The organism is Nitrospira sp. (genome assembly GCA_024998565.1).
GTDB lineage: Bacteria > Nitrospirota > Nitrospiria > Nitrospirales > Nitrospiraceae > Nitrospira_A.
Genome location: JACOEM010000002.1, coordinates 464522 through 490534, shown reverse-complemented (window position 1 = coordinate 490534; position 26013 = coordinate 464522). Strand labels below are relative to the sequence as shown.

At 58.1% G+C, this 26013-nt stretch carries 30 protein-coding genes and 1 tRNA gene; 19 read left to right on the top strand and 12 right to left on the bottom strand.

Annotated elements, in window-relative coordinates; genetic code table 11:
* Nucleotides 1-95: 95 nt before the first annotated feature.
* Together H8K11_05940 and H8K11_05935 are read right to left on the bottom strand one after the other, a co-directional pair.
* Nucleotides 96-878: a hypothetical protein gene (locus H8K11_05940; GenBank protein ID MCS6263282.1), complete on the bottom strand. Its 783-nt coding sequence runs from the start codon at nt 876-878 to the stop codon at nt 96-98.
* A 272-nt stretch (nt 879-1150) separates the two neighbouring features.
* Nucleotides 1151-1237, bottom strand: a tRNA-Leu gene (locus tag H8K11_05935).
* A 186-nt stretch (nt 1238-1423) separates the two neighbouring features.
* Between H8K11_05935 and H8K11_05930 the strand changes: the two genes are divergently transcribed.
* The 13 genes from H8K11_05930 (at nt 1424) to H8K11_05870 (ending at nt 11912) form a co-directional block, all read left to right on the top strand.
* Complete coding sequence (locus H8K11_05930) at nt 1424-1705, top strand: Fe(2+)-trafficking protein (protein ID MCS6263281.1); 282 nt, start codon at nt 1424-1426, stop codon at nt 1703-1705.
* Nucleotides 1706-1932: 227 nt separating this feature from the next.
* Nucleotides 1933-2388 carry a bifunctional nuclease family protein gene (locus tag H8K11_05925; GenBank protein ID MCS6263280.1) on the top strand — a complete coding sequence of 152 codons (456 nt, stop codon included), beginning with the start codon at nt 1933-1935 and terminating at the stop codon, nt 2386-2388.
* A gap of 3 nt (nt 2389-2391) precedes the next feature.
* Nucleotides 2392-2880, top strand: coding sequence for a bifunctional nuclease family protein (locus H8K11_05920; GenBank protein MCS6263279.1), 489 nt, complete (start codon nt 2392-2394; stop codon nt 2878-2880).
* A 50-nt stretch (nt 2881-2930) separates the two neighbouring features.
* A complete protein-coding gene (gene rplM, locus H8K11_05915; GenBank protein ID MCS6263278.1) occupies nt 2931-3362 on the top strand; it encodes a 50S ribosomal protein L13 in 432 nt (143 codons plus the stop codon).
* A 42-nt stretch (nt 3363-3404) separates the two neighbouring features.
* Entirely contained in the window at nt 3405-3797 is a 393-nt protein-coding gene (gene rpsI / locus H8K11_05910; GenBank protein ID MCS6263277.1) for a 30S ribosomal protein S9, read from the top strand.
* Nucleotides 3798-3909: 112 nt separating this feature from the next.
* Nucleotides 3910-4983: an N-acetyl-gamma-glutamyl-phosphate reductase gene (locus H8K11_05905; GenBank protein ID MCS6263276.1), complete on the top strand. Its 1074-nt coding sequence runs from the start codon at nt 3910-3912 to the stop codon at nt 4981-4983.
* A 55-nt stretch (nt 4984-5038) separates the two neighbouring features.
* Nucleotides 5039-6250: a bifunctional glutamate N-acetyltransferase/amino-acid acetyltransferase ArgJ gene (gene argJ, locus H8K11_05900; protein MCS6263275.1), complete on the top strand. Its 1212-nt coding sequence runs from the start codon at nt 5039-5041 to the stop codon at nt 6248-6250.
* A gap of 229 nt (nt 6251-6479) precedes the next feature.
* Nucleotides 6480-7253 carry a 30S ribosomal protein S2 gene (gene rpsB / locus H8K11_05895; GenBank protein ID MCS6263274.1) on the top strand — a complete coding sequence of 258 codons (774 nt, stop codon included), beginning with the start codon at nt 6480-6482 and terminating at the stop codon, nt 7251-7253.
* 53 nt (nt 7254-7306) lie between these two features.
* Entirely contained in the window at nt 7307-7903 is a 597-nt protein-coding gene (tsf, locus tag H8K11_05890; protein ID MCS6263273.1) for a translation elongation factor Ts, read from the top strand.
* Nucleotides 7900-8625 carry a UMP kinase gene (locus H8K11_05885; protein ID MCS6263272.1) on the top strand — a complete coding sequence of 242 codons (726 nt, stop codon included), beginning with the start codon at nt 7900-7902 and terminating at the stop codon, nt 8623-8625. The genes tsf and H8K11_05885 overlap by 4 nt, the downstream gene beginning before the upstream one ends.
* 11 nt (nt 8626-8636) lie before the next feature.
* Nucleotides 8637-9200 (top strand): ribosome recycling factor, encoded by a 564-nt coding sequence (frr, locus tag H8K11_05880; GenBank protein MCS6263271.1) that lies wholly within the window; start codon nt 8637-8639, stop codon nt 9198-9200.
* A gap of 26 nt (nt 9201-9226) precedes the next feature.
* Nucleotides 9227-10390, top strand: a complete 1164-nt coding sequence (gene alr / locus H8K11_05875; protein MCS6263270.1) for an alanine racemase — start codon at nt 9227-9229, stop codon at nt 10388-10390.
* A gap of 100 nt (nt 10391-10490) precedes the next feature.
* A complete protein-coding gene (locus tag H8K11_05870) occupies nt 10491-11912 on the top strand; it encodes a DUF4403 family protein (GenBank protein ID MCS6263269.1) in 1422 nt (473 codons plus the stop codon).
* A gap of 8 nt (nt 11913-11920) precedes the next feature.
* Here H8K11_05870 and H8K11_05865 read toward each other — a convergent pair whose 3' ends face one another.
* Together H8K11_05865 and H8K11_05860 are read right to left on the bottom strand one after the other, a co-directional pair.
* Entirely contained in the window at nt 11921-12229 is a 309-nt protein-coding gene (locus H8K11_05865) for an MTH1187 family thiamine-binding protein (protein ID MCS6263268.1), read from the bottom strand.
* Nucleotides 12230-12278: 49 nt separating this feature from the next.
* Nucleotides 12279-12932: a bifunctional precorrin-2 dehydrogenase/sirohydrochlorin ferrochelatase gene (locus H8K11_05860; protein ID MCS6263267.1), complete on the bottom strand. Its 654-nt coding sequence runs from the start codon at nt 12930-12932 to the stop codon at nt 12279-12281.
* Between the two features lie 174 nt (nt 12933-13106).
* Here H8K11_05860 and H8K11_05855 point away from each other — a divergent pair, with 174 nt between their 5' ends.
* Nucleotides 13107-13559, top strand: a complete 453-nt coding sequence (locus H8K11_05855; GenBank protein ID MCS6263266.1) for a hypothetical protein — start codon at nt 13107-13109, stop codon at nt 13557-13559.
* Between the two features lie 129 nt (nt 13560-13688).
* On the opposite strand, the gene H8K11_05850 is transcribed toward H8K11_05855, so the two are convergent.
* The gene (locus tag H8K11_05850; protein ID MCS6263265.1) at nt 13689-14234 is read right to left on the bottom strand and encodes an HNH endonuclease; all 546 of its coding nucleotides are present in this window, start codon (nt 14232-14234) and stop codon (nt 13689-13691) included.
* Nucleotides 14235-14432: 198 nt separating this feature from the next.
* On the opposite strand from H8K11_05850, the gene H8K11_05845 reads away from it, so the two are divergent.
* Entirely contained in the window at nt 14433-14759 is a 327-nt protein-coding gene (locus tag H8K11_05845) for a Rieske 2Fe-2S domain-containing protein (protein MCS6263264.1), read from the top strand.
* On the opposite strand, the gene H8K11_05840 is transcribed toward H8K11_05845, so the two are convergent.
* Nucleotides 14749-15204, bottom strand: a complete 456-nt coding sequence (locus H8K11_05840; GenBank protein MCS6263263.1) for a hypothetical protein — start codon at nt 15202-15204, stop codon at nt 14749-14751. The two genes, H8K11_05845 and H8K11_05840, sit on opposite strands and share 11 nt — an antisense overlap.
* Before the next feature lie 202 nt (nt 15205-15406).
* Between H8K11_05840 and H8K11_05835 the strand changes: the two genes are divergently transcribed.
* The 3 genes from H8K11_05835 (at nt 15407) to H8K11_05825 (ending at nt 16831) form a co-directional block, all read left to right on the top strand.
* Nucleotides 15407-15850, top strand: a complete 444-nt coding sequence (locus tag H8K11_05835; GenBank protein MCS6263262.1) for a gamma-glutamylcyclotransferase — start codon at nt 15407-15409, stop codon at nt 15848-15850.
* 48 nt (nt 15851-15898) lie between these two features.
* Entirely contained in the window at nt 15899-16225 is a 327-nt protein-coding gene (locus H8K11_05830; protein ID MCS6263261.1) for a (2Fe-2S) ferredoxin domain-containing protein, read from the top strand.
* Between the two features lie 150 nt (nt 16226-16375).
* Nucleotides 16376-16831 (top strand): MogA/MoaB family molybdenum cofactor biosynthesis protein, encoded by a 456-nt coding sequence (locus H8K11_05825; protein ID MCS6263260.1) that lies wholly within the window; start codon nt 16376-16378, stop codon nt 16829-16831.
* Between the two features lie 216 nt (nt 16832-17047).
* Here the strand turns inward: H8K11_05825 and H8K11_05820 are convergent, their stop codons facing one another.
* The 4 genes from H8K11_05820 to H8K11_05805 all read right to left on the bottom strand — a co-directional run bounded on the left by H8K11_05820 (nt 17048) and on the right by H8K11_05805 (nt 21173).
* The gene (locus tag H8K11_05820) at nt 17048-17482 is read right to left on the bottom strand and encodes a CBS domain-containing protein (protein MCS6263259.1); all 435 of its coding nucleotides are present in this window, start codon (nt 17480-17482) and stop codon (nt 17048-17050) included.
* A gap of 50 nt (nt 17483-17532) precedes the next feature.
* Entirely contained in the window at nt 17533-18564 is a 1032-nt protein-coding gene (locus H8K11_05815; GenBank protein ID MCS6263258.1) for a zinc-binding dehydrogenase, read from the bottom strand.
* Between the two features lie 208 nt (nt 18565-18772).
* Nucleotides 18773-19702: a PhzF family phenazine biosynthesis protein gene (locus H8K11_05810; GenBank protein MCS6263257.1), complete on the bottom strand. Its 930-nt coding sequence runs from the start codon at nt 19700-19702 to the stop codon at nt 18773-18775.
* 229 nt (nt 19703-19931) lie between these two features.
* Nucleotides 19932-21173, bottom strand: a complete 1242-nt coding sequence (locus tag H8K11_05805; protein ID MCS6263256.1) for a hypothetical protein — start codon at nt 21171-21173, stop codon at nt 19932-19934.
* A gap of 81 nt (nt 21174-21254) precedes the next feature.
* On the opposite strand from H8K11_05805, the gene H8K11_05800 reads away from it, so the two are divergent.
* Nucleotides 21255-21518: a hypothetical protein gene (locus H8K11_05800; protein MCS6263255.1), complete on the top strand. Its 264-nt coding sequence runs from the start codon at nt 21255-21257 to the stop codon at nt 21516-21518.
* Nucleotides 21519-21870: 352 nt separating this feature from the next.
* Here the strand turns inward: H8K11_05800 and H8K11_05795 are convergent, their stop codons facing one another.
* Nucleotides 21871-23832: a radical SAM protein gene (locus tag H8K11_05795; protein MCS6263254.1), complete on the bottom strand. Its 1962-nt coding sequence runs from the start codon at nt 23830-23832 to the stop codon at nt 21871-21873.
* A 130-nt stretch (nt 23833-23962) separates the two neighbouring features.
* The gene (locus H8K11_05790; protein MCS6263253.1) at nt 23963-25861 is read right to left on the bottom strand and encodes a radical SAM protein; all 1899 of its coding nucleotides are present in this window, start codon (nt 25859-25861) and stop codon (nt 23963-23965) included.
* Between the last annotated feature and the right edge of the window lie 152 nt (nt 25862-26013).

The window sequence follows — 26013 nt, the reverse complement described above, 5'->3', positions numbered from 1 at the left end:
CAACGGGGCTGCGAGGAATCGCGTGAACAAAAGAAAAGCGGGGCGCCTCTCTCGAAGCACCCCGCTCAACACCTGCCACTGTCGTGGCGTAAATCTTAGTTGCTCAAGCCCTTCTGCAAATTCGGCTTGGCACCATCGGTCCCGTAGTCAGACTTGTTCTGTACTTTGGTTTCCGGAGCGACAGTCTGGTAGCCCCATCCTGGCTGCGGTTCGCAGTTCCAGCAAGGAGCGGTTCCAGTGAACTCACCCACAGTCGTGGTGACGACACCACCGGTAATTACACCAGGGAATACACCACCGACCGGTCCGCCTGAAACGCTGCCTGAATTCGTCTCAATACCACGCTCAGTCGCCGGGGCTGGACGCTGTCCCAGGCCACCAAAACCTGCCAACTTTTCATTGCCACGCATCAGATAGACTTCACGAACCAGCTTACGGCCGGTTCCGTAGACACCGATATCTGCGCGCTGGTTCGGAGCTTCAACAACCTGCAATGAAATGTCATCACCGGCGTTGAGAACTCTGATCTGATCCATATTGGTCTGTCCATCGAGATAGACCGTGAGGGAACTCATGGCGCCCTGACCTGCGCGTCCCTCGTCGTGTGAGCTCCCACCCGTTTCCAGGTAGAGCTTGCCGCCGGGAACGTCAATCGCCATCACACGTCCATAGACCGTCTCCGGCTGCCCGAGGCGCTCCATGAATGCAGTGCGGTCAAATGCGGCCGTACGGCCGGAGTTTCCCGAAACGTCTCCGACTGAGTTGCCGACACCGAAACCTGATCCCGACGAGGACTGTGGCAAACGCTCCTGAGCGCCTGCAACACCAACGGAGCTGATGAAAAGCACCGCAGCTCCAAGTGCCAACACGTTACGCATGTGCTGCCTCCTTAGTGAGTTGGAATTGATAAGAGAGTAATGATGAACGGCGATAAACTGAACAGGCCATAGTAGTTCCAAGCAAATTCGGGCGAACTATAGGCTAACACCCACATCATGTCAAGATGTTTTCAGGCACGACATCCACTATATAGTGTTGTCCCGAAAAGCATCGCCTATTTATTCGCGTCGCATCAACACCAGACAGCAATGCCTGCATAAGCGCACTGGCTGTCGAGACCATGGAAGGAATATCGAAACAGTCGAAATGATGGTGCCCAGAGGGAGGGTCGAACTCCCACTCTCTTGCGAGAACCGGATTTTGAGTCCGGCGCGTCTGCCAGTTCCGCCATCCGGGCACGGGTGTCATGCAGCGTCAATTCCTTGGCTTGCCACTCGGCTTTTTGAAGGGACGCATTCTTAGCATGATCCCGCGTAGGCGTCAATCGGCGGGGCGCACTCTTTTTTCTGCGGCATGCGAATGCTAGAATGCTGCGCGACTAACAACTGACGATGGTAGATCAAGCAGATTTGAGGAGGAGACTATGGCAGATGTGCAATGTGTCACCTGCGGACAAGCGGGCGAAGCAATTACCGATATGCTGTTCCTCGGCAAACTCGAAGCCGAAATCAAGGCAAAGGTTTGTAAGCCCTGCTGGAAAAAGTGGGAAGGGATGCGGGTCATGGTGATCAACGAGTATCAAGTCAATCTCGGCGACGAGAGCGGCCGCGAACTTGTTAAAAAGCAAATGAAGGCGTTCCTCAAACTGGGAGAACAGACCGACACGTCCAAACTGGATCAAAACTTTCGGCCAGCCGGCTCTTAGGGTCATGACCTCCAATCAAACCGTGGCGTCAGGTAGAACGGTTCTTAATGGGTGTCTGGTCGTCACTCGCCTGAGGTCCGGCCAAACCTTAAAGCCTCAAGAGTGGCGAACCGTCGGCCCTCTCTTCATCCATTGCCCGATCGAATTCATTGACACTCTGATTTCGGAAGTGCTAGAGTGCCCTATTCTTGAGGTTTTTAGCCGACATCGGGAAGGATAATCCCGCCGTGATTACACAAATGCGGGTAAAGGGTCTGATCTTCGACCCCTACAACAACGCCTATATAGTGGTGTTGCGGGACGAAGAGAATTCAGACATGCTCCCGATCTGGGTCGGAAAATCAGAGGCCAGTGCCATCGGCCTTGCGCTGGAGAGCGTCACCGCACCGCGTCCCATGACCCACGACCTCATGAAGTCGTTCCTGGAAACGTTCGATGCGAAAATTATCAGCGTGGTGATTACAGATTTGAACGAGAACACCTATTTCGCCACGATTCACCTGATGTACGAAGACTCGGAATATACGGTCGATTCGCGCCCGAGTGATGCCATCGCGCTGGCGCTGCGAACCAGTGCACCGATTTTTGCCAGCGAGAAGGTTATTAAGAAACAGTCGTCCGAAGAACTTGAACAGTGGCTTGAAAACTTGAAGCCGGAAGATTTCGGGAAACTGGATACCTAGTTCATGGACTCGTCGAAGCAGCAGCATGAGCCCTCGGAGCTCGTCGCTCTGACCGTCAAGCAGGTGCTGGACGACGGCAATACCGACACCCGCATCGTCGTGCTGAAAAATGATGGCGCGAGCGTCACACTGCCCATCTGGGTTGGATCGGCCGAGGGTAACGCCATTCGTCTTGCCATGGAACGGGTGGTCACTCCTCGCCCTATGAGCCATGACCTCATTCGGAGCTTTGCGGATCATCTTGGTGTGCGGATTGAGCGGGTTGTGATTACGGATGTGAAAGGCAGTACGTACTATGCCAGCGTGGCCTTTGCATCGAAAGGCGTGCATCGCACCCTGGATGCCAGGCCAAGCGACGCCATCGCCCTCGCACTTCGCGCAGATTGCCCGATTTATGCCACACAAGATGTGCTTAACCGGCGGACAGCCGTTCACCTGGATGCCTGGATCAATAAACTCGACACCAAGAATATCGAACCCCAACAGGCGTGAGGACTGATACCTCACATTAGAATCCTATCGTGCAGGAGTAGATGGAGACCATGACAAAAACGTATCTTGAGAAGCCAGCTGATGTGAAACGGAAATGGTTCCTGGTAGATGCCGACGGCAAGACGCTCGGTCGCCTTGCGGCGAAGGTGGCCACCTTGCTTCGAGGCAAGCATAAACCGACTTTTACTCCTCACGTGGATACGGGTGACCATGTCGTCATCGTCAATGCGGAGAAGATCCGCTTGACCGGCAACAAGATGGAAGACAAGACCTATTCGTATCACACAGGATATCCAGGCGGACTCAAGACCCTCACCGCCGAACATATCCACAAGAAAGACCCGACGAAGCTCTTGACGCGCGCCATCGAAGGCATGTTGCCCAAGAACCCCCTCGGGAATCAGATGGCCAAGAAACTGCGCGTCTACGCAGGTTCAACCCATCCACACCACGCGCAGCAACTGGAATCACTTTCGCTGTGACCATTATTGTTCGGATTCGATCTGTGAAGGAGGCCGCCTGATATGGCAGCAATGACGCAGTACGCAACTGGGAAGAGAAAGAGCGCGATCGCTCGCGCATGGGTGACCGCCGCCGCCGGCGACATCGTCGTCAATGAGAAGCCGCTGGAAAAGGCGTTTCCCCGCCCGACACTACGGAACGTGATTCAATTTCCATTCGAACTGGCCGGTGTGGCCGGCAAATATTCCGTCCGAGCCACCGTGTATGGTGGCGGGCCTGCGGGCCAGGCCGGAGCATTGCGGCATGCCATCTCGAAAGCACTAGTTATCATGAGCGCAGCCTTCCGTAGCCCGCTCAAGAAGGAAGGTCTTCTGACCCGTGACTCGCGCGTCAAGGAACGCAAGAAGTACGGACAGAAGGGCGCCAGAAAGCGCTTCCAATACTCCAAGCGATAAAGAGAAACTGGAGCGACAGGGTGTCAAAAGGGAAGGCTCCGCAGCCTTCCCTTTTTTTATGTGTGAGATGAAGTGATCGAGCAACAACTCGCGATAGGCCGGGAGGCGTGACATGACGTCGGTACGAGTAGCAGTGGCAGGGGGTAGCGGATACACCGGGGCGGAGTTGCTACGGCTCCTGTCACAACACCCCAACGTAAAGTTGACTGCGGTGACTTCTGAGAAGTCGGCCGGAACCCCCGTCTCCGCCGTGTACCCCCATTTGCAAGGTATCGTGTCGCTGACCTTCGAAGCCCTGGCGCCCGAGGCCCTGGCAGAACGCGCCGATGTGCTCTTCCTCGCCCTCCCCCATACAAAATCCATGGGCCCGGTAGCGAGTTGCATGAAAGCCGGCAAGCGCGTGATCGACCTGAGCGCAGACTTCAGGATCAAAGATCCTCGCACCTATGAAACCTGGTATCAGACCACACACGCGCATCCCGACCTGATCGGAAATGCCGTCTATGGCCTGCCCGAACTGCATCGATCCGCCATTGCACAGGCCCGGCTCGTGGCCTCCCCCGGTTGTTACCCGACCGCCGCGATTCTGCAATTGGCGCCGTTGATCGCTCATAACCTCATCGTGCCCGACACGATCGTGATTGATGCAAAGTCCGGCGTGTCGGGCGCAGGAAGAAGCCCGGCTCTGCCCTATCACTTTCCCGAAGCACACGAGTCACTGGAGCCCTACAAGATCGGCCAGCATCGACACATCCCGGAAATCGAACAGGAACTGACCGGACTGGCAGGAACGCGTACACAGACAGACAAAGGGGACAACGCCGGTGTCACTATTGCCTTCACGCCACACCTGGTCCCGATGAATCGAGGCATCTTGAGCACCGCCTACGCGCGCATGAAGGGCAAGCTCGATGTCGTCGAGCTGCGGGCGCTCTATCGGGACTTCTACAAGGGAGAACGATTCGTGCGACTGCTCGAAGGCGCAATGCCGAATCCACGACATGTGCGAGGCGCCAATTACTGCGATCTGGCAGTTCACACCGATACGCGAGCCGGATGGGTCGTGACGGTGTCGGCCATCGACAACCTGATCAAGGGAGCAGCGGGGCAAGCGATTCAGGCCATGAATCTCATGCTCGGCTATCCGGAAGAAACGGGCCTGGTGGCACCGGGTATCTATCCATAACTTGAGTCGCGGGCGACTCCGCACGACAGACCATTTCTCATCACACAGGACCACTATGAAGACCATCACTGGAGGCGTCACCGCACCGATCGGCTTTCGGGCCGCCGGGATGTATTGCGGCATCAAGAAAAAGCAGAAGAAACAACTCGACTTGGCCCTGCTGGTCTCCGAGCAGGACGGCCCCATCGCCGGAGTATTCACCGCCAATCAGGTCGTGGCAGCACCGGTTGTGCTCGATCGCCTCCATCTAAAAAAAGGCGTGGGCCGCGCTATCCTCGTCAACAGCGGGAACGCCAATGCCTGCACCGGACCTGACGGCATGCGAGTGGCCAAGGAGATGGCGCAGCTGGCAGCCACGGCCCTCGACTGTCCGCCGCATACGATCTTCATCGGATCGACCGGCGTAATCGGCCAACCCCTCCCGATCGACTGCATCAAGCAGGCTGTTCCGACCCTGCTTGCCCGTGTCACGCGCAGAGGCGGAAACGAAGCGGCCCAAGCCATCATGACCACGGACCTCAAACCCAAACAGGTGGCGGTACGCGCCCGCCTTGGAGGGCGGATGGTGACGGTGGGAGGAATGGCCAAGGGTTCCGGGATGATCCATCCCAACATGGCCACCATGCTGGGCTATCTCACAACCGATGCGGTCATCGGCCGGTCGGCGCTTCAGACAGCGCTGAGTCAAGCGGTGGATCAATCGTTTAACTGTATTACCGTCGACGGCGACACGAGCACGAACGACACGGTGCTCTTGCTGGCCAACGGAATGGCAGGCAATCAAACGCTCAAACCGGGCACGGCGGATTTTCGCCGATTCTGCGCCATGGTCGAAACGGTCTGTCGCACCCTTGCCTTGAAAATTTGCTGGGACGGCGAAGGCGTGACCAAGGTCGTTCGGGTAGAGGTCACACGTGCCCGGTCGACCTCGGCGGCCAAACAAATTGCCCAAACGATCGCCACCTCCAACCTGGTCAAAACCGCACTCTTTGGCGGTGACGCCAACTGGGGCCGAGTGATGGCCGCCCTCGGACGTGCAGGGGTACCCATCGATCCCGGCCGGATCAGCCTGCAATTCGGAGATGTCCCGATGGTTCGAAACGGGCAAGGCCTCGGCCGCGTTGCCGAACAGAAGCTGACCAAGGTCTTCCGGGCGAAGGAGTTTACGATTCGTGTCGACCTCGCACAGGGCCAAGCCGGGGCGCACATGTGGACGACCGATTTGTCCTACGAATACGTGCGGATCAACGCGAGTTACCGGTCGTAAGCGGCCACGCGCGGTTGCAAAATACTAGGGATTATGCTAGCGTTCGGGCGTTTTCGTGCCGTGAATGATCCGTCCCATCGTTCACAGGTTCGCATCCGAAATCAGGGACGTCTTATTTAAATCCACACCAGCGTGATGCGCACGCTGCGCAGCCTGAGAATAAGGGGGACAACCCCCTCGTCGTTGGCGTTCGCCAGGCGCTCTGCAGGCTTCGGAGGGAGGTGAAGGTATGGGAGTAGTTGCGATTAAGGAATTACTGGAAGCGGGCGTCCACTTCGGACACCAGACGAATCGTTGGAACCCCAAGATGAAGCGGTTCCTGTTCGGGGAACGAAACGGCGTCTACATTATCGACCTTCAACAGACCGTCGAACGCATGGAACTAGCCTATGCCTTCGCGCGCGACACCGTGGCGGCCGGTGACTCCGTCTTGTTCGTCGGGACCAAGCGCCAAGCGGCGGAGATTTTGGAAGAAGAGTCCAAGCGGGCCAACCAGTTCTACATCAACCAGCGGTGGTTGGGTGGCATGCTGACCAACTTCCAGACCATTCGTCGTAGCATCGACAAAATGAAAAAGATGGAAACGACCCTCGCTGATCCGACGCACCAGGGCCATACGAAAAAAGAGCTCGGACAGATGCAGAAGGAAGTCGTCAAATTGCAAAAGAACCTGTCGGGCATCCGCAATATGCGCGCCCTGCCCGGCGCGGTGTTCATCCTGGATACCCGCATCGAGCACATTGCGATCCTCGAGGCCAGCCGGTTGGAAATTCCGGTCATTGCCATCGTCGATTCGAACTGCGATCCCGATCACATTCAATACCCCATCCCGGGCAACGATGACGCCATCCGTTCCATCAAGCTGATCATTTCCCGGATCGCGGATGCATGCCTCGAAGGCGCGCATCTCCGGGCGCAGCAGGAAGAAACAGAGTTCGCATCGGCGCCAGCCGGCGGCGGCGCCAAACCGGCGGCCAATTTGGCCGGCGTGTCCGCTTCCTAACGCGGCCGTGTTTTGCATGATGGCATTGTTCTATTCGATTAACTGAGGAACCCATGGCAAGTTTGAGTGAGCTCGTCAAAGAGTTGCGTGAGAAAACAGGGGCCGGCATTTTGGATTGCCAGAAAGCCCTGACCGAGAACGGAAACAGCATCGACAAAGCGATCGACTATCTCCGCCAGAAGGGATTGGCGGCGGCCCAGAAAAAGGCCGGTCGCGAGACCAATCAGGGCTTGATCCATGCCTACATCCATGCCGGCGGAAAGATCGGCGTGCTTATCGAAGTCAATTGTGAGACCGACTTCGTGGCGCGGAATGAGCAGTTCAAGGCGTTTGTGAACGATCTGGCGCTGCAGGTGGCGGCCGCCAGCCCGTCCTACGTCCGACGGGAAGAGATTGCCGAAGATGTCGTCGCGAAAGAGCGCAGCATCTACGAAGGGCAAGCCAAGGAACTCGGCAAGCCACCGGCCGCCTGGCCGAAAATCATCGAGGGCAAGCTCGAGAAGTTCTACCAGGAAAATTGCTTGCTCGAACAGGCCTTCATCAAGGATCCGTCCGTCGTCATTAAGGATCTGTTGGCGCAACAAATCGCCAAGATCGGCGAGAACATGAACATCCGCCGGTTCACACGATTCCAACTAGGCCAAGCATGAGTTCTGCCCACTACCGCCGCATCCTGCTGAAAGTCAGCGGAGAAATGCTGGCCGGTGAGCAGGGCTATGGCGTTCAACCCTCGATTCTCGAGGGACTCGCAGAAGAAATTGCCGACGTCGTCGCGATGGACGTCGAAGTAGCCGTTGTGATCGGCGGCGGCAATATCTTCCGCGGCCTGGCCGCCAGCGCGCGCGGCATGGAGCGGGCCTCCGCCGACTACATGGGCATGCTCGCCACGGTGTTGAATGCCCTCGCCCTCCAAAATGCGCTGGAAGGCAAAGGTGTCAGCACGCGCGTCCAATCGGCCATCGAGATGCGTCAGCTGGCCGAAGGCTACATTCGCCGCCGCGCCATCCGACATCTGGAAAAAAAGCGCGTGGTGATCTTCGCCGGAGGCACGGGAAACCCCTATTTCTCTACCGACACCGCAGCCTCACTGCGGGCGATGGAAATCGGCGCCCAGGTTATCATGAAGGGCACCAAGGTCGACGGCATCTACGACAGCGATCCGGTCAAGAATCCACAAGCCAAGAAATATGCAGAGATTCCGTTTCTGTCGATTCTTACCCAAAACCTCAAGGTGATGGACTCGACGGCCATCAGCTTGTGCATGGACAACCGGTTGCCATTGATCGTTTTCAATTTGAAAGAGAAGGGAAACTTTAAACGTGTCGTCCAGGGCGAACCTATCGGGACCCTGGTCACCGTGGAAAGTCGCTAAGGGAGAGGCTGATGTCGACGGCGCAGGAAGTGAAACAACGCGTAACCGAAAAGATGGACCACGCGATCGAACATTTGAAGCGGGACCTGGCCGGACTGCGTACCGGTCGCGCATCCGTGGCACTGGTGGACGGCATTAAAGTCGATTACTACGGAACCATGACGCCGCTGAAGCAGGTTGCCAACGTCGCCACCCCCGAAGCCCGGCTCATCACGATTCAGCCCTGGGAGCAGAACCTTATCAGGGAAATCGAAAAAGCCATCCAAACCTCGGACCTCGGATTGACCCCGTCGAACGACGGCAAGCTTATCCGGATTCCCCTTCCGCCGCTCACTGAAGAGCGCCGGAAAGAACTCATCAAGGTCTGCAAAAAACACGGCGAAGAAGTGAAGGTGCAGATTCGCGGTTTCCGCCGGGACGGCAACGAAGAACTCAAGAAGTTGCAGAAAGACACGAAGCTGACCGAAGATGAACTGCGCAAGTCGGAGGCCGAAATTCAGAAGCTCACCGACCAGTACGTGCAGAAAATCGACGACGTGATGAAGAAAAAAGAAGGCGAGATCCTGGAAGTCTAGCGCCCCATTCTGCCACCACAAGCTGCGTGTACACGCCGTCTCAGTTCCCCCCAACCTCCGTCTCCGTCGATCTGAATGCCCTCGGGCAGAATCTCGCCCATGTGCGGCGCCTTGCACCGCGCTCCGAGGTACTGGCCGTCGTCAAGGCCAATGCCTACGGCCATGGGTCCATTGAACTCACACGCACGCTGCAACACCTGGCCGTCCACCGCTTTGGTGTCGCCACCGTGGATGAGGGCATCGTGCTTCGCCAAGCGGGCATTCATGATCCCATCCTGGTCATGGGCCCGACCGCCCCGGCACAATTTCCCGACCTGATCGCGCATCGTCTGACGCCCGTGCTGTACCGGTCCGATATGGTCCAGGTCTTTGCCGCAGCCATTTCTCCGGAGACCGCGCCCTATTCCGTGCATGTCAAAATCGAAACCGGGATGGGTCGCTTGGGAGTGCGTCCTCCAGAAATGCCCGACCTCGCAGCCATGCCGGCCTTTCACGCCGCTCTCCGGCTCGAAGGCCTCATGACTCACCTGGCTGATGCGGACAATACCGAGACCACACACACGGAGAAACAACTCACAGAGTTCCAGCAGACACTCGACACGTTGCGCCAACGTGGGATCTCCTGTCCCCTGACACACGCCGCCAACAGCGCCGGGATCATCAAGTATCCCGCAAGCCTCTATTCGCTCGTGCGGCCCGGCATCATGCTGTATGGCTACCATACACTCTCGAATGAAACGCCTGCGCCTGAGTTGCGACCGATCCTCACCTGGAAAGCAACCATCGCACACCTGCACAACATCCAAGCGGGCGACAGCGTCAGCTACAACCGGACCTTCATTGCCGCACGCCGATCCCGTATCGCGGTGCTCCCGGTCGGCTATGCAGACGGGTACAACCGGTTGCTGTCGAATCGTGGCATGGTGCTGATCGGCGGACGCCGTGCGCCGGTCGTCGGACGTGTCTGCATGGACATGACGATGGTCGACGTAACGGACATACCAGGCGTGCACATCGGGCAGGAAGCGATTCTTATCGGACAGCAGGGCCACGAGTCCATCACCGCAGCCGATCTCGCCGCCTGGCAACAGACGATTCCCTATGAAGTCCTCTGCGCCATCGGCCAGCGTGTGCCGCGCCACTATCTCCCGCTGTGCCCAAATGACGAGACGTCCTCACCGAAGCCCTGAGCGCTTGCCTTCCATTTTTAACTCCCCCATAGTCGAGCAAGAGGGACTGAACAAGGCCGGTGATCGACACCCACTGTGCCACCAGCATGAGGACAAGACGATGGGCGGACGACGCCGGTTCGATCGAAAAAGCCTATTCTGCTGCTCAGCAGCCATTCTGAGTCTCTGCGCCGCAGCACCCGCGGCAGCGGCAGGAGCCGACACAGCCCGGCACCAGCAGACGCACCCCTCCAGCATGACGGTGCATGTCCCCATTCCGATAACCGCCTTGGCCGAGCAGTATGGGAACATTCACCAGTCGCTCGCCGCACATCGACACACACAACGCGACTGGGTGGCACTGGGCGGAGGCACCGGATTTCTGAAGTACCGGATCTGGCCGGGAGACCAGAGTTCGACGACGACCGGAGGTCGCCTGTTATCCCACTCCAGCTTTCCCTTCGGCGTGGAATACGCGAAGCAGATCAAAGGCACGGTGACGAAAATCGCCGACTGCGGCCAACAGGATGCCACAACCGGCACAGGCCGGTTATCGGTGACGCTGGCAACCACCTTCAGCCATGGCCGCGCCTATACCCTGCTGCCTGCGAGCAGCGTGACTGCGGTGGAAGCGAACCGACCCTGCCTGCTCTCCGAACAGGGGGTAGATACAGCGCCCCTGATGGCGCAAGTCTATCGAAGTGAGTTGCACGGGATGCTGTCGGCGGTAGACCGAAAGGCTGCCACCCTCGTGACGCTGAAGCCCGCCGTCACTCACATTTGGAACGATCTGCAGGAACCCCTGTTGCTGGACGAAGCGGAAGGGCTCTGGCTCCAACTGAATCCTGAAGCTATCGGTCCCGCCGGAGTCGAGTCGCTGTCAGGCACCCCAGCCGCGGGGTATGGCGTCACGGCCAGACCGGCCGTCGTGCGCGGCACCAAGCCCTTGTCACGACATCTCCCCCTCCCCGAGCTGCAGTCCCAGTTTCATGACGAGGGCTTTCATGTCGCCTTCGCGCTCCAGGTCCCTATCGAGGAAGCGAATCAGCGATTGCGCGAAGCAGTGGTCGGGCAGGAATGGTCGCTGGGCGTCGGCACGATCACGATCGTGGGAGCGACATTGTACCCCCTGGGCAATCAAGTGGGAGTGGAACTCACCCTGCGAGGGCTGCTCCCGCTTACACTCCGTTTAAAGGGAACACCGGTGTACGACGAAGCGGCGGGACGGATCTTCTTTCGAGATGTCGACTACACGATCAAGAAACGTACACCGGCCACGGACCTGGCTGAAGAATGGTTACATGAACCGCTGCGGGATGAGTTGGCGGGAAGATTGGTGCTCCCCATTCGAGAGGAGCTGGACCTGATGCGCCAAGCGGTGGAAAAGGGACTGAACCGGAATATGACCGGAGGGCGCTTGCGCGGCACGGTTCGCCGGTTGTCGCTTGAGGCGCTGACGGTACAGACCGCCAGCCTCTCGGTGCGCTTCAACACCGAGGGCACACTCCACTACGACGCCCATGCGGACATCGTAACACCGTGACGCGCCCCTTAGGACTTCAGCTTTCGCTTGAGCTGTGATTCCACACTCGACACTTTGCTCGACAAGCGCCCCTTCGGTCCCTTCCGGTAGTCGATCTTGATGCTGCAGGACACGCGATTGCAGTCCTTGCGCATGCGCATGTAGCACTTCTTGACCACCGCCATGACCTCGTCCCATTCTCCTTCCAGCACCGTACCCATCGGATTCAGCCGATAGTCCACACCGCTCTTGTCGATAATATCCAACGAGCGTGACACGTATTTGCTCACGCTCTCTCCCTTGCCCAGGGGCGACATACTGAATTCCAGCAACACCATAGTGTGAATCTCCTGCTGATAACTGTCGGCCGATAACGAACGACCGGTCCTATGATCCGCGCTTTTCCCCTGCCCCGACGGCCGCCCGTTGATCCAGCCACACCTTCGGGTACTGCACTTTTCCCAGGAGTCGGAATCCATCCAGCGCCTCACGCAACAGCGCGCGACGTTTCTCCGCGTCCGGTTCGTTGGCCTTGGCCTGTTCGCGAAGCTGCCCGAGCCAATCGACGAACGCGACAAACTCGTTGTCCAAAATACGCTCGAGATCTTCCTTCATGAATCCGGACAAAGCCGGCGCCTGCCCGCTCGAGCTGATCGCCACACGAACATGGCCGGAGCTCACGACGGCCGGCATCACCACGTTCGACACGTCGGGCTGGTCGACCGACCAGATCAGAAATTTCTGTTCGCGAGCCAATCGCATGAGCGAGTGGGAGAGTTCACGGTCATCGCGTATCGTGTTCAAGACCAGAATGACCGCCTCCAGGTCGTTCGCACGGAAATGCCGTCCACGATGAATGATTTTGGCCGAGGCCGCCAGCTTACGAAGCACTTCATGCAGGGTGGGACTGATGACCGTCACCTTCGCGCCTGCCTCTAGGAGCCGCTGCACTTTATCTGCCGCTTCCTCATCACCGCCGATCACCAAAACCGGCCACCCACGCACATCGAGTGAAATTTGAAACCCGGGATTTGCAGCCATTGAGTTCATCCTCCAACAAATCGACAACCACGTGAACGCGTATCATACAACAGCCGATTTGACAGGGTAAACCCGCTCCGCCATTCCCCTTTGTGGCGCGAGCTGGGTATAATGCGCCCGCTGGATAACGGGCGATCCCGTTGCGCGCACCGCGAGTCAACCAAGGAGTCTATTGTGGCAGGATATACAGGACGATCCCTGGCGATGGCCGGAGGGATCATCGGCATTGCAGCCGTCGCAGCCTATTTCGGCGTCGCGCACATCGGAGAGCCGGACCAAGGCGGCGGATCGATTGCCGGACAAGTGCAGATTGCGCCCAACCTGGCCGACCAGGTCAAACCAACCGATGTGCTGTTCGTCATCGTGCGGCGTCCGACCGGGCCACCGAGACCCATCGCGGCCAAACGGATCGATGCACCGAAATTTCCCGTGCAGTTCGAAATCACGAGTTCCGATGTCATGGTCCAGGGCACCGAATTGAAGGGCATGGTGGATGTGATTGCGCGTCTGGATCGAGATGGCCAGGCCGGCCAGGCGCAACCGGGGGACATGGAGGGACGCTACCCGAAGAACCCGACGTTACCGGGCGGGAAGGACGTGAACATTACGATCGACAAGGTGTATTAGCGGCGGCAGCCTGTCTGAACAGGTGATTTGGTCAGGACGCAAGAAGAGAGAAGCCGGGCGCGCGTTGGCTTGTACGTTGAAGATGTACGCACCGCGAACACGACGACGACAACCCGTTTCAACAGCCGGCTAGGTATCGACCGGGTCCGCGTCGAGCTCGAGGTTCCAATACAGATAGTCCCGCCAGCTTTCCGGCGTGTTCCGGATCCCGATGGTAATCGTGACGGTCGGGCTCCAGCGCGGCTTCACGGGTTTCTTGATCAGGCGCATGTTCGCTTCTTCCGGCGTCCGGCCGCTCTTCCGGTTATTGCATCGCCAGCAGGCCGTCACGATGTTTTCCCAGGTCTTCCGCCCGCCTTTCGCGATCGGCACGACATGGTCGAACGTCAGTTCCTCAGTGCGGAACTTGTGCTTGCAGTACTGGCAACAGTAGCCGTCCCGCGTAAAAATGTTGATACGCGAAAACTTCACTGCGCGATGACTGTCCTTGAGCTTCACCAGCTTCAGGAGGCGCATCACCGAGGGGAGCTTGATCGAGATCGAGATACCGTGGATTTGGCGGTCGTAGACTTCGAGGACTTCGACCTTCCCCTGCCAGAGCAGAGTGATGGCCTTTTGCCAATGCAGGACACGAAGCGGTTCATAGGTGGAGTTGAGCAACAAGGTCATTTCCATAGTGGCTCCGGCGATCTCCTATGAGTGCACTATTTAAAGAATAGCAAATGACGGCGCTGTTGTGACCCTTCCCTGAAAAATGCCTGCTCAATCTATGCCATATGCAGCCAATGGAATCAAGCGCTTAGGCAATACCACTCATGATGTTACGCAATAGTGAGACGACCTGTACCCTGCCGTAACTTGTAGAGGACCCGTATGGATTCGAAGCCAGACTATATCACCGTCGCCCAGGTGGACCAGGTTCCTCCGGGCACCTGCCGCACCGTTGAAATCGAGGGAGTTTTTCTCGCCCTCTGCAATGTCGAGGGTACTTTTCACGTCATCGACAATACATGCCCGCACGCAGGCGGACCGCTGGGCGAAGGATGCATGGACGGCGAATTGGTCGAATGCCCCTGGCACGGGTGGCGATTCAATGTTCGGACCGGTGAGCGGCCTGAAAATCCGGAGATCCGCGTGGCCTGCGTGGAAGTGAGGGTACAAGGCACGGACGTGCAGGTGAAAACACCCCTTACATTGTAGGCGGGAACGGAGGGACTTCGCCGCCCGGCGCGCGAGGGCGTCCGCTCTCCGGACCTTCCGGCATCAACCCGTCGGCCGGCAAGGAGGCCGCGTTCACGCGCTTCGTCGCCAGATCCACGTGCCAGATGAAATCCCGCTCGAACCACTGGGTCGTCCCCTGCTCGCGCATGTAGATCCGGACCTCATAGCGCTGACCATCCTGCTTGATCACTTTCCACTCTCCCAATCGCAAGCCTAAATTGCGGGCTTGCTGAATGCGGGCCCGCTCGTTGAACGCCTGAAGAATCGTCGGATAACCGGCGGCCCGATGGGTTTGCACCAGCGCGAGCGCCTCGGCTGCCTGCGGGTCGAGCATCGGGTTGAGACCGGGTGGTTGCATCCACCAGTAAGCCAGGCCTCCGGCCAGGAGAAGCGCGAGCACCGTGTAATGGATCACTTTACTCATAAGTTGTCACAATAAACCGCGGTGGATGGTTGATCAACTTGTCATCATAGGTGGCGTGTGAATTCACTGTCAATCGTCGGACAACAGCGGGAGGACAATGAAACCGGCGACGCGCAGGCGCCCCTGCGCTTGACAAGGTCGCGCAACGCTATGGTACAAGTACCGGTCAACCTTCGCGACATAATCGGAGTCTCACTGTTCAATGAAGTTCTTCTTTTACGCGGACAATTTGAACCTATCTCAACTCAAGCGTCGCGCCCCGGAACACAAGTTTCTTTTCACGGCGTACCTTCCCGACCATAGCATTCAGTTCTGCCGCTGGTCGACGCAATGGCGATGCGGCCTGGCGAGCGTGATTCCGTCGCCGGGGGAAAAAGTCTGGGGAGCCGTCTTCGAAATCACCGACGAAGATCTCAAGATCCTCGATGAATTCGAAGACGATGTGCCGCAGGGCGCCTACCGGCACCTGCCGGTGACCGTGATCACGGAAGACGGTGAAAAGTTATTGGTCACCACCCATGCGGCCAATCCCATCGGCAAGTTCAAGCCGAAAGAGCATTACATCGATTGGGTACTCAAGGGCATCAAGCAATGGAAGTTGCCTGAGGAATGCATCGAACAGTGGAACGCGTATAAACCAGCCTGACGAACTCACGCAGTCGTCGCTCACCCCATACATTACATTGAGGTCACGATGCCAAAACCGAAATATCATATTCTTGTCTGCACGAATGCCCGCCCGCCGGGCCACCCGAAACCGTCCTGCGGCGGCCAAGGCTCTGCGCAACTGCTGATGACCTTCAACATGGGTCTCATGCAGCGCGGCATCATGCCTGGCGAAGTCCTCGTCACGGGCTCCTCCTGCCTCGGCCCCTGCGAGCAGGGACCGACCGTCGTGGTGTACCCGGACAACACCTGGTATTCGAAAGTCACGGAAGCCGATGTCGCTACGATTCTCGATGAGCACATCAAGGGCGGCAAGCCGGCGGCGAAGCTGAATCCGGATTCGGTCTGGAAGTAGCGCGCGAACGCCAGCGAGGAGATGAATCAAAAAGGCCGCCCAGCGAAGCGAGTTCGATGCTGGCGGCCTTTTTAACCTTCAGCGGATATCGATGTGAGTAGCCCCACAGCCCACGAACATAAACACCACGCACCTCGCTCCATCGGATGCATGGTCATTACCTGCAGCGACACCCGCACACCTGAGACCGACACCAGCGGCCGTTTGATCCAGCAGTTGCTCAAGGACAAGGGCCACCACATCGCCGCCTACCACCTCGTTAAAGACGAACCGGCAGAGATTACGGCGCGGATCGCCGAAGGCATCACCAATGAATCCGTGCAAGCCATTGTCATCAACGGCGGAACAGGGATCTCACGGCGCGACTCGACGTTTGAGGCCGTGGATGCAATGCTGGAAAAACGGCTGGATGGATTCGGCGAAGTGTTTCGCTATCTGACCTATCAGGACATCGGCTCACCGGCCATCATGAGCCGGGCCACCGCCGGCATCATCAAGGGCCGTATCCTCTTTTCGACTCCAGGATCAGAAAACGCCGTCCGCCTGGCAATGGAAAAGCTGATCCTCCCCGAACTCGGCCACCTCGTCAAAGAACTCACGAAATAAGAACGACACGTGAGAGGTGAAAGGTGAAACGATCACCTCTTCACATCCCACGTTTGACGTTTTACTTTTGACGCTCTATCCCCAGCCAGTCACGAGTGCTCCAAACGGTCATCCAACGAGGCTGCAGGGAGCACGGCGACTGAGGCGTACCCTTGCGGCACGTCGCAGGGAGCCGTGCGACTGAGAACGCTGCTGGAGGCCATTTTCAACATCCGCCTAGTCTTGCCCGATCTTCGGTTCAGAGTACACCTGCTTATCCGCCAGTTTCGATTGCGCGTACCGCTTGTAGTGCATCAACAAATCGCGCACCGACACCACACCGACGATCGAACCGCCCTTGGTCACCGCAAGATGGCGCACGCCGAGATCGCCCATCATATCCTGCGCGTCATCGACCGCCCGATTGCTCTCGATGGTGCAGAGCGGAGTGGTCATGATCTTTTCCACCGTGAGTTTCGATACATCCTGGCTGGTCGCCAGTCCCTTGCGGACAAGATCCGTGTCGGTCACGATCCCCACCATGTTCTTCCCCTTCTTGATCAGGAGAGAACCGACCCGCAAGTCACGCATCTTCTTCGCCGCACCGCGAATCGACGTCGTCGGACCAATGCTCTGGGGTTTCTTGTTCATGATCTGCGCAATACTCGCCATGTCACATACCTTTCTGCCCGTTGGGACAAGAGAGCCACTAATAAAACCGGTTATGAAACGCTCAGCACGATCTTACCAAAAAATTTTCGATTCAGAAGATATTCTTGCGCCGCCTTCGCCTCGGACAGCGGGAACGTCCGGTCGATCACGGGCTGCAACCGGCCCTGGCCGACCAGGTGAGCGGCTTTGAGCAATTCGCTCTGCGACCCCATGTACGAACCACGGATGGTCAGCTGTCTAGAATAAACATACCGGAGATCCAGCTTCACCTCCGCGCCCGTCGTGGCGCCACAGGTAATCAACCGGCCGCCTTTGGCCAATGCATCGATACACTGCGTCCACACTTCCGGGCCGATGTGTTCGATCACTACATCCACACCGCGGCGGTGGGTCAACTCACGCACCCGCTGGTTCACCTGCTCGCGGCTGTGATTGATCACCTCGTCGGCGCCCAGCGCCTTCGCCTTTGCGATCTTGTCATCGCTCCCGACGGTGGTCAACACACGGGCGCCGGCCAGCTTGGCCATTTGAATCGCCATGTGTCCCACCCCGCTGCCCGCACCCATGATCAGCACCTCTTCGCCTGGCTGCACAGCAGCCAATCCAAACAGCATATGCCAGGCGGTGACAGACACGAGCGGAAACGCCGCCGCCTGCTCGAAGCTCAGTGCGCCGGGAATGGGGAACACATTCCGCGCCGGCACCTTCACATACTCGGCATATCCGCCATGGCACATCGCCCCGATCAACCCGTAGGACCGGCACATGTTGTCGCGACCGGCACAACAGTGCTCGCACCTCCCGCAACCGACACCGGGAGCCACATACACGCGCTCGCCCTCGGCAACCCCTTCCACGTGCGAACCGATCTGGTGCACCACGCCGGAGATGTCGGACCCGAGGATATGCGGAAGCGGCATCGGATAGGCGGGACTGCCCTGCCGGATCCAGATGTCGAGATGGTTCAACGCGCAGGCTTTGACCCGCACGAGCACTTCATCGACACCGATGGTCGGCATCGGCATCTCTTGATACTGCAGCTTCCCCGGCCCGCCATGTTCGTGGAACACCACTGCATTCATATCATCCTCACCTGTAATTCATGGCTACATGACATTCCACGCCACACTGTGATTCCGAGAATACAGGTACCCAATCATCTCCCGCAGGACGATCAAAACGCTCTGTCACAAGGCCGCAGGAAGCGCGGCAACTGAGTCGTACCCTTGTAGGACGTCGCAGGGAGACGGGCGACCGAGAACGCAGTGAGATGGCGTTTTCATCGTCCTGCTAAAAGGTGAGCGTCCCCTCCACCACCATCATCGCCTGTCCGCCGACCGTCACGCCCTGAATGACATCGTCGTCTGAGTCCACCTGGATCAGAATGCGGGAGGGGCGATCGATCTCATACCCCTGCTCGGCGGTAATCTCGGTCGATGGCCGGATGTCCACCACACCATGCTGGACCAGATAGGCACCCAACGCCCCGCTCGCGCTCCCGGTCGCGGGATCTTCCACGATGCCGATCAAGGGAGCGAACATCCGCGTATGCACACTCGACGACTGCTCGACGGTCATGGTGCTGAACACCATCATGCCGTTGGCGCCATACTGCTGAGACAATTCCGCGATGGCAGCGACGTCGGGAATGATCTGCCGCACCGCCGTGAGCGTCCGCACCGGCACAATGATGACCGGCAACCCCGTAGAAACAACCTGCACCGGGAAACGGGTCTCTGAAATGACCGCCTTGGTAATGCCTAAGGAGCGGGCAATCGCGAAGAGCGCTTCCGGCTCGTCGATGACATCCAGAAACTGCGGGCTCGGCTGCGCCATGACCACGCGCTCGATCACGCCGTTACACGTATGGATATCGACAGGAAACAGACCAAGATTACATTCCTGCAGCACCCGCGTGACAGGCTCCCGAAGCGCGAGACGGTCCAAGGTGGCCAGCACAAAAAACGTCCCGATCACCGGATGCCCGGCAAAGGGAATTTCCTGCGTCGGGGTAAAGATACGCATCTTCACGACGGCGGCCTTGTCCGTCGGAGGAAACACGAACACGGTTTCGGAAAGATTCATCTCGCGGGCGATCTGCTGCAATTCAACGTCGGTCAGGCCATCGGCATCGGGAAACACGGCGACGGGATTTCCGCCGAACGGCTGATCCGTGAACACATCGGCTTGATAGAACTGCAATCGCCTCGGACCGGGCATAGATTCCTCACGAAAGATGTTGGCGGCATGTTGCCCCGAGCGGGTATTTTTTGCAAGAGGGCGACTGAGCGAAGCAGGGGAACGAGTAGGAATTGGGACGGCTGGTCAAAACGCTATCTGCCTAGGCCGCAGGGAGGATAGCGACTGAGGCGTACCCTTGCGGTACGTCGCAGGGAGAGATGCGACCGAGAACGACGGGAGATGGCGTTTTCACCAGCCGGCTACCCTGCTAGACTGGGCGCGGCATAGCCTCATAGGCACCCCTTAACGGATGCTTGAGGTATTGCTCGACATAGTTCTGGAGCGAGCCGTGGCGGTAGAGCTGTTGGTTGGCGAACCGGGTATCGATCTTGTGCAGCACCTTCACCCGCACACCGGTCTTTTTGCTGAACTGCTCCAGCGTCACGCCGGTGATGTCGGTATAGGGCCCACGCCCCGACTGCATGATGCACTTGGGCACATGCACCACCTTCTCCTTAGTCAGACGTCGCGCGATGTCGTCGAAGGTCAGGAGCACCGTGCAGTCGGAATCGCCGCTGAGCAAGGCATTGGGGACGTAAAGAAACTTCGCGCGATTCTTTCGGTACATGGTCAGGATTTTATGGACACTCCCCGCCATCACCACCGTATCCTTCTTCTCCAATTCCAACGAATCGAACAGGCTCACAATACGCCGGCGGCTCAAGAACGCCGTCGTATAGGATTCCGTATGAATGGTCTGCAGATTCGGCAATCCCAGGTGATAGATCTGTGTCGCTTCATCCGGCAGGAACTTCCGTCCTTGCCGCATGAGCGAAGCCGTCTCCTCCTTGAGCCCACGAACCGGAGTCAACGTTCCCATCCACAGCACGCATTGCTGGTTGATCGCCGAAATCGTTGCGGCGTCCTTGGACATCGTGTCCTTGTCGAACGCATAGAAATTGGCGGAAGACACAGCAGGCCCGTCCAGCACTTTCATGAGATGTTTCACCGAAGGCGCATGCGGCATCAAGCGCTGCCGATACTCACTGAGCGTGATGACCGAAAGCTCGAAGTTGATGCGGCCGGGATACTGCGCGACCAATTGGTGAATCTTCGGCACATGCACGAACCCGACCGTGAAGAACTGAATACTCTTGTCGGTGTACTTCAGAAAGTCCTCCACCCATTCCATCGCTTTGGGATGCAGGAAAAGGTCGGTCCATTCCATGAACTCGTTGCCGCCGAGGCACCAGAACTGCGTGGGATCGGTGGGCTTCCGGCTGATGTAGTTGAGGATGAACTTCCAGTCTTCGTCGCTGGTTTTCGGCGGGTCCAGGGTTTCGCGGTAGGAGTGGTCGAGTTCGTAACAAAACTCGCATTTCACCGGGCAATCCCGGCCGAGGCTCAGCGGAATCTTGCCCGCATCCATTTCCCGGATGAGCACCTGTCGATAGTCGGTGCGATCTTTGAAGATCGGCGTGGGCTGAAAAATAGGAAGCGTGGTGGGCATAATGAACCGGTCCGCCTATCGCCGCTGGGGCAGCCCGTGTGAGATTGACAGGGTCATCGTCGACTTGCCAGACTCCGTGACATGACCGAGAAACGCCTCACCGACGCACTGGAACTTTTTGCGCTCTCCCAGCCCTTTACCCGCGAACAACTCGATCAGAAACGCAACGCCCTGCTCCATCTCTGGACCCCGCGCCGCTTCGCCAACCTCACCAACAACCCCAAGAAATACATGCAGGCCTACACAAAAGCCGAAGAGATGACCCGCCTGGTCGAAGCCTCGTATGCGTTACTTGCAGCCACCCTCGTCCGGGACGAGGCGCGGAACCCTGCACGTGAGACGTAAAACGTGAAACGTTCGCTCAATAACTCACTGAGCTTTCTATCTCACGTTTAACGTCGCTCATTTCACGCCATATATTTTCCACATCCACACCGGATGCTCAAAACGGCGTCCCACTAGGCCACAGGCGAGTCACAACCGGAGGCGTACCCCAGGGGTACGTTGAGGATGTTGACGAACCGAGAACGACGCGGGAGGTCGTTTTCAGCATCCGGCACAATCCGCACCTCGCAGGCTGGTCAAAACGTCATATGCCAAGGCCGCAGGGAGGGTGGCGACTGAGGCGTACCCTTGCGGTACGTCGCAGGGAGACACGCTCCCGAGAACGCCGGGAGATGGCGTTTTCACCAGCCTGCTATCCCACGCCGTGGGAGACCACGCGAGACATCCCCTCTTTTCCCTCATCCCCTTCACCGATCGCCATCGGCCAGGTCACAAGACCGGAGACACCTTCGGCCGTCGTCGCACCGTCCTTCGTGGCCGCATAGATCTGCGGCAGCTTATTCGTGCCGAACTTGGAGATATAGAGGAACACATGCTCGCGGCTGTTCACCCGCACCGCCCAAGGGCGGAAGTCGTTCTTATAAAATTCTTCACAGAGCTGCATCGCATCGAGGCAGGAAATGCCCACCGGCTCGTTCAGCGTGTAATAGTAATCCAGCGGCAGGTCGTACTCTTCCTGCTTGTGGATCGTGATGCCGAACTTATCCGGGTTGCGCACCATCGGCGTGTGGCGGTAGGCCACGAAGTAGAACAGCTCCACGGAGTGAATCACCGGCTGGTTCTCGATGACGAACTGCCGCGTCTCCAGCGCCTCCTCCCGCGTCTCGCCGGGAAAGCCGTAAAACGCCATCACGTGGTTCCAGATACCAGCCTTCGCCGCCTGATGGAGGTTGTTCTGAATCACGCTCTTCTTCGCGTGTTTGTCCATGAGGTTCAGCACGCGCTCGTTCGCCGACTCCATCCCGTAGTAGAGCGTGCAGCAGCCCGCCTTCGCCGCCAGATCCCAGACCGCCTGATCCTGCAAGGTCTCTTCGAAACGGATCAGCGTCGTCCACTTGATACCGACGTTCCGGTCCACCAGCAGCTGCGACACCTTCTTGAACAACGCGGGCGGGTAAGATTCGTCGGAGAACAAGAAGTGTTTGCACTGGTACTTATCCCGCAGCGCCGTCACCTGCTCGACCACATGCTGCGCCGTCATGCCGCGGTATTGATCGAAATACCCCTGGCCGTGATCGCAAAAGGTGCAGCGGCCCCAGTAGCAGCCGCGCGTCGCGAGATAGGGAATGATCCGTTCAGGAACGAAATAGTGATCCAGCGGCAAGCCGTCGAAGTCCGGCAACGGCAGCGCCGCCGTTTTCTCCGTGTACACTTCCTTGCTCTGCTGTACCGCGCCGGACTCGTAATACATGAGGTTGGGCACCGACTCGATTGCGCGCTGTCCGTTCATCGCCTCGATGTACCAGAGCAGCGCATGTTCGCCCTCGTACAAAATGGCCGCGTCGAACACCTCGGTGAAGAAACGCTCATGCTTCGCCCACTCTTCCTGCAACCGCGTCACGACGTTGCCGCCGACCACGACGTGGATGTCGGGAAAACTTTCCTTGATCATCTTGCAGAACGTGAGACCCGCCATCAACTGCATCTGCGTGCCGATGGAGATGCCGATCACCGCCGGCTTTTCTTTGCTCACGCTGGGCAACACGAGTTGATTGCAGATGTCGCGATAGACATTCACCTGTTCGTCGTCAAGACAGGCGAAGACTTCCTTCGAGACACCGGGCCGATAGCTCAGATTACTTTCCATCGGATAAAACACGAGCGAGGCGGGATAATAAGCCGCGGAAATGTACTGCATCGCTTCGCGGAAGGTATTCAGCGCCCGCTCCAGCTTTTCTGCGTCGTAGAACCGTTCGCCCCGCACGACCAACTTGGCATCTTCAGCCCGGTCCGCCAGGTCGAACACGTCTACCGCATAGGCCTCTTCCAAGACCGCTTTCTGAGCGGCTTCCTGTTCCGTGAGCCTCCCCGCCTTTTCCTTGTCCTGAAGCGGCTTCAGCTGCATGCCCAGTCGCCCCTTCACCCAGATTAAAAACTCCATGGTGAAGAAATGGTCGTACATCTCGATGTTGATGTCGCGCTGCACCACGGTGTGCCCCGCCTCCCGCAACACGGAGGTGAGCGCGGGCAAGGCGAGATAGGGCGCCGTCGGCACCCACTCCGGCGGGAACAACAACATGACCTTGGAAGTCTTCCGATCCTCTTTCCTGATCGGACTCAGACCGTCGATTTGAACCAAGCCGGAGCTACTCATAATCCTCTTCCGTGAAACATACAACGTAAAAGGTGAGAGGGCCTGAAGAGAGCTGGCTGCTGTTCAACATTCAATCCTCGCATCTTACCTTTCACGTTTGACCTTTCACGTCCCACGTTTCACGCCTTCGCTACATTTTCCCCGCAAGCGACGGCGGTACCGTCGCGACCCTCGCCGAGCGGAACTGCAGGTCCGGCAGCTTCTGTAACCCGAACCGCGCGATATAGAGAAAGATATATTCCCGGATGAACAGCCGCAGATCCCAGCCGGGGTGGTGATTGCGTTCGAATTCTTCGAACACCCGTTCGGCTTCTTCAATGCTCAACCCCTGCTTCACGGTGAAGTAGTAGTCGAGCGCCAAGTCCCACTCGGGATTCCGATAGGCGGTCACACCGAACTTCTCCGGATGTTTCGCCACCGGATTGTGCCGGCCAAGATCGAACGTGCCGAAGCCGAGCGAATGCACATGGTCCTTGTTCTGCTCCAAAAACTCCACCGACGACCAGGCTTCTTCCCGCGTCTCGCCGGGAAAGCCGAAGAAGCCCATGCAGTGGTTCCAGATGCCGGCCTCGGCGGTGTACTTCAGGTGCTTCGTCATGATCTCGGTCGTCGTCGCCTTGTCCATCAGCTTCAACACGCGCTCGTTCCCCGACTCATAGCCGAAGTGGAGATACTTGCAGCCCGAGTCCTTCGCATCCTGCCAGACTTGATCCTCCAGCAGGCTCTTCTCGAACCGCATGTGCGTGGTCCAGGCAATGCCCATATTGCTGTCGATCAGGCCGCGCGTCAGCTTGCGAAACAGCGCCGGCGGATAGGACTCGTCGGTAAAATGAAAATGCTTCGCGCCGTACTTGTCGCGCAGATGCGTGATCTCGCCGAGAATGTCCTGAATCTTCTTGCTCCGGTATCCCGCCGTGTAGCCTTCGCCATGGTCGCAGAACTCGCAACGGCCCCAGTAGCAACCGCGCGTGGCCAGATAGGGCAAAATTTTGGTCGGCACGAAATACTTGTCGAGCGGCAGGCCGTCAAAATCGGGCGGCGGCAGCGCATGCATGTCTTCGGCGAAACTCGTCGCCGAGACATGCACCCCGGTCGCGTCCTTATAGATGGTGTTCGGCACATCGGCCAGGCTCCGCTTCGCCCCCACCGCCGACACCAGCTGGACAAACGCCGTCTCCCCCTCATAGACCACGGCACTGTCGAAGTATTGAAACAGCGGCGACTGCGGGAGCACATCGCGCAGACGCGTGACCGTGTTGCCGCCGATCGTCACATGGATGTGGGGAAAATGCTGTTTGATGAGGGCGCAGAACGTCATGGAGGAAAACATCTGCTGCTGCAAGACGATCGAGATGCCGACCACGTCCGGCTGCTCCGCCTCAATCGCCGGCTTCACCAGATGCTCGAACACGTCGCGGTAGATGTTCACCTGAGTGTCGTTCACCGCATCCATCACCTCGTGCGACACGAAGACTTTATAGGAGAGGTCGGTCTCCATCGGCGGCATGCAGATCCGGGCCGGGGCATAGACCATCGAGATCACCGACGTGACCTCACGGAAAACATGAATAGCCCACTCTAACTGGTCGATTTCGTAGAAGACTTCTCCGCGAATGATCGCCTTCGCCTTCTCCGCCTTCTTGATCAGATCATCGATGCGCTGGCGCGTCAGATCGCAGAGGGTGAGCTGGAGATCCTGCTCCCATTCTTCGAGTTCGCGTTTCTTCGCCAGCTTGCGGAGCCGGTCGAGCTGCTGCGGCACCCGGCGCAGGACCTTCTTCAGAAAATCCTCGCTGAAGTACCAATCCCACATCTCAAGGTTGATGTCTTTTTGAATGACCGTATGCCCGGCCTGGCGAAGCACGGCGGTGAGGGACGGGAGGCTCAGATAGGGTTCGGAAGGAAACCAATCGGGCGGGAAGATCAACATGACCTTCATCTTCCGGCCGCTGGTCGCTTCGAAACTTTGACGATTGAGGAGGATCAGCTCTTTGGAAGCCCGCTCGCCCTTGGAATACTCCACTTTCATAATATCTGGTCCTTCTTCTTCCCGGCCGAGAAGCGACAGAAATAATCAGAAAGCCAACGGGTTACGGAGGCATTGTAATGGTGAGAAAGAATGAGATGCAAGAGCGGGAGGGATGGTGCGGCCAGGTGCCCTCTTGCTCGCGCAACGCGCGG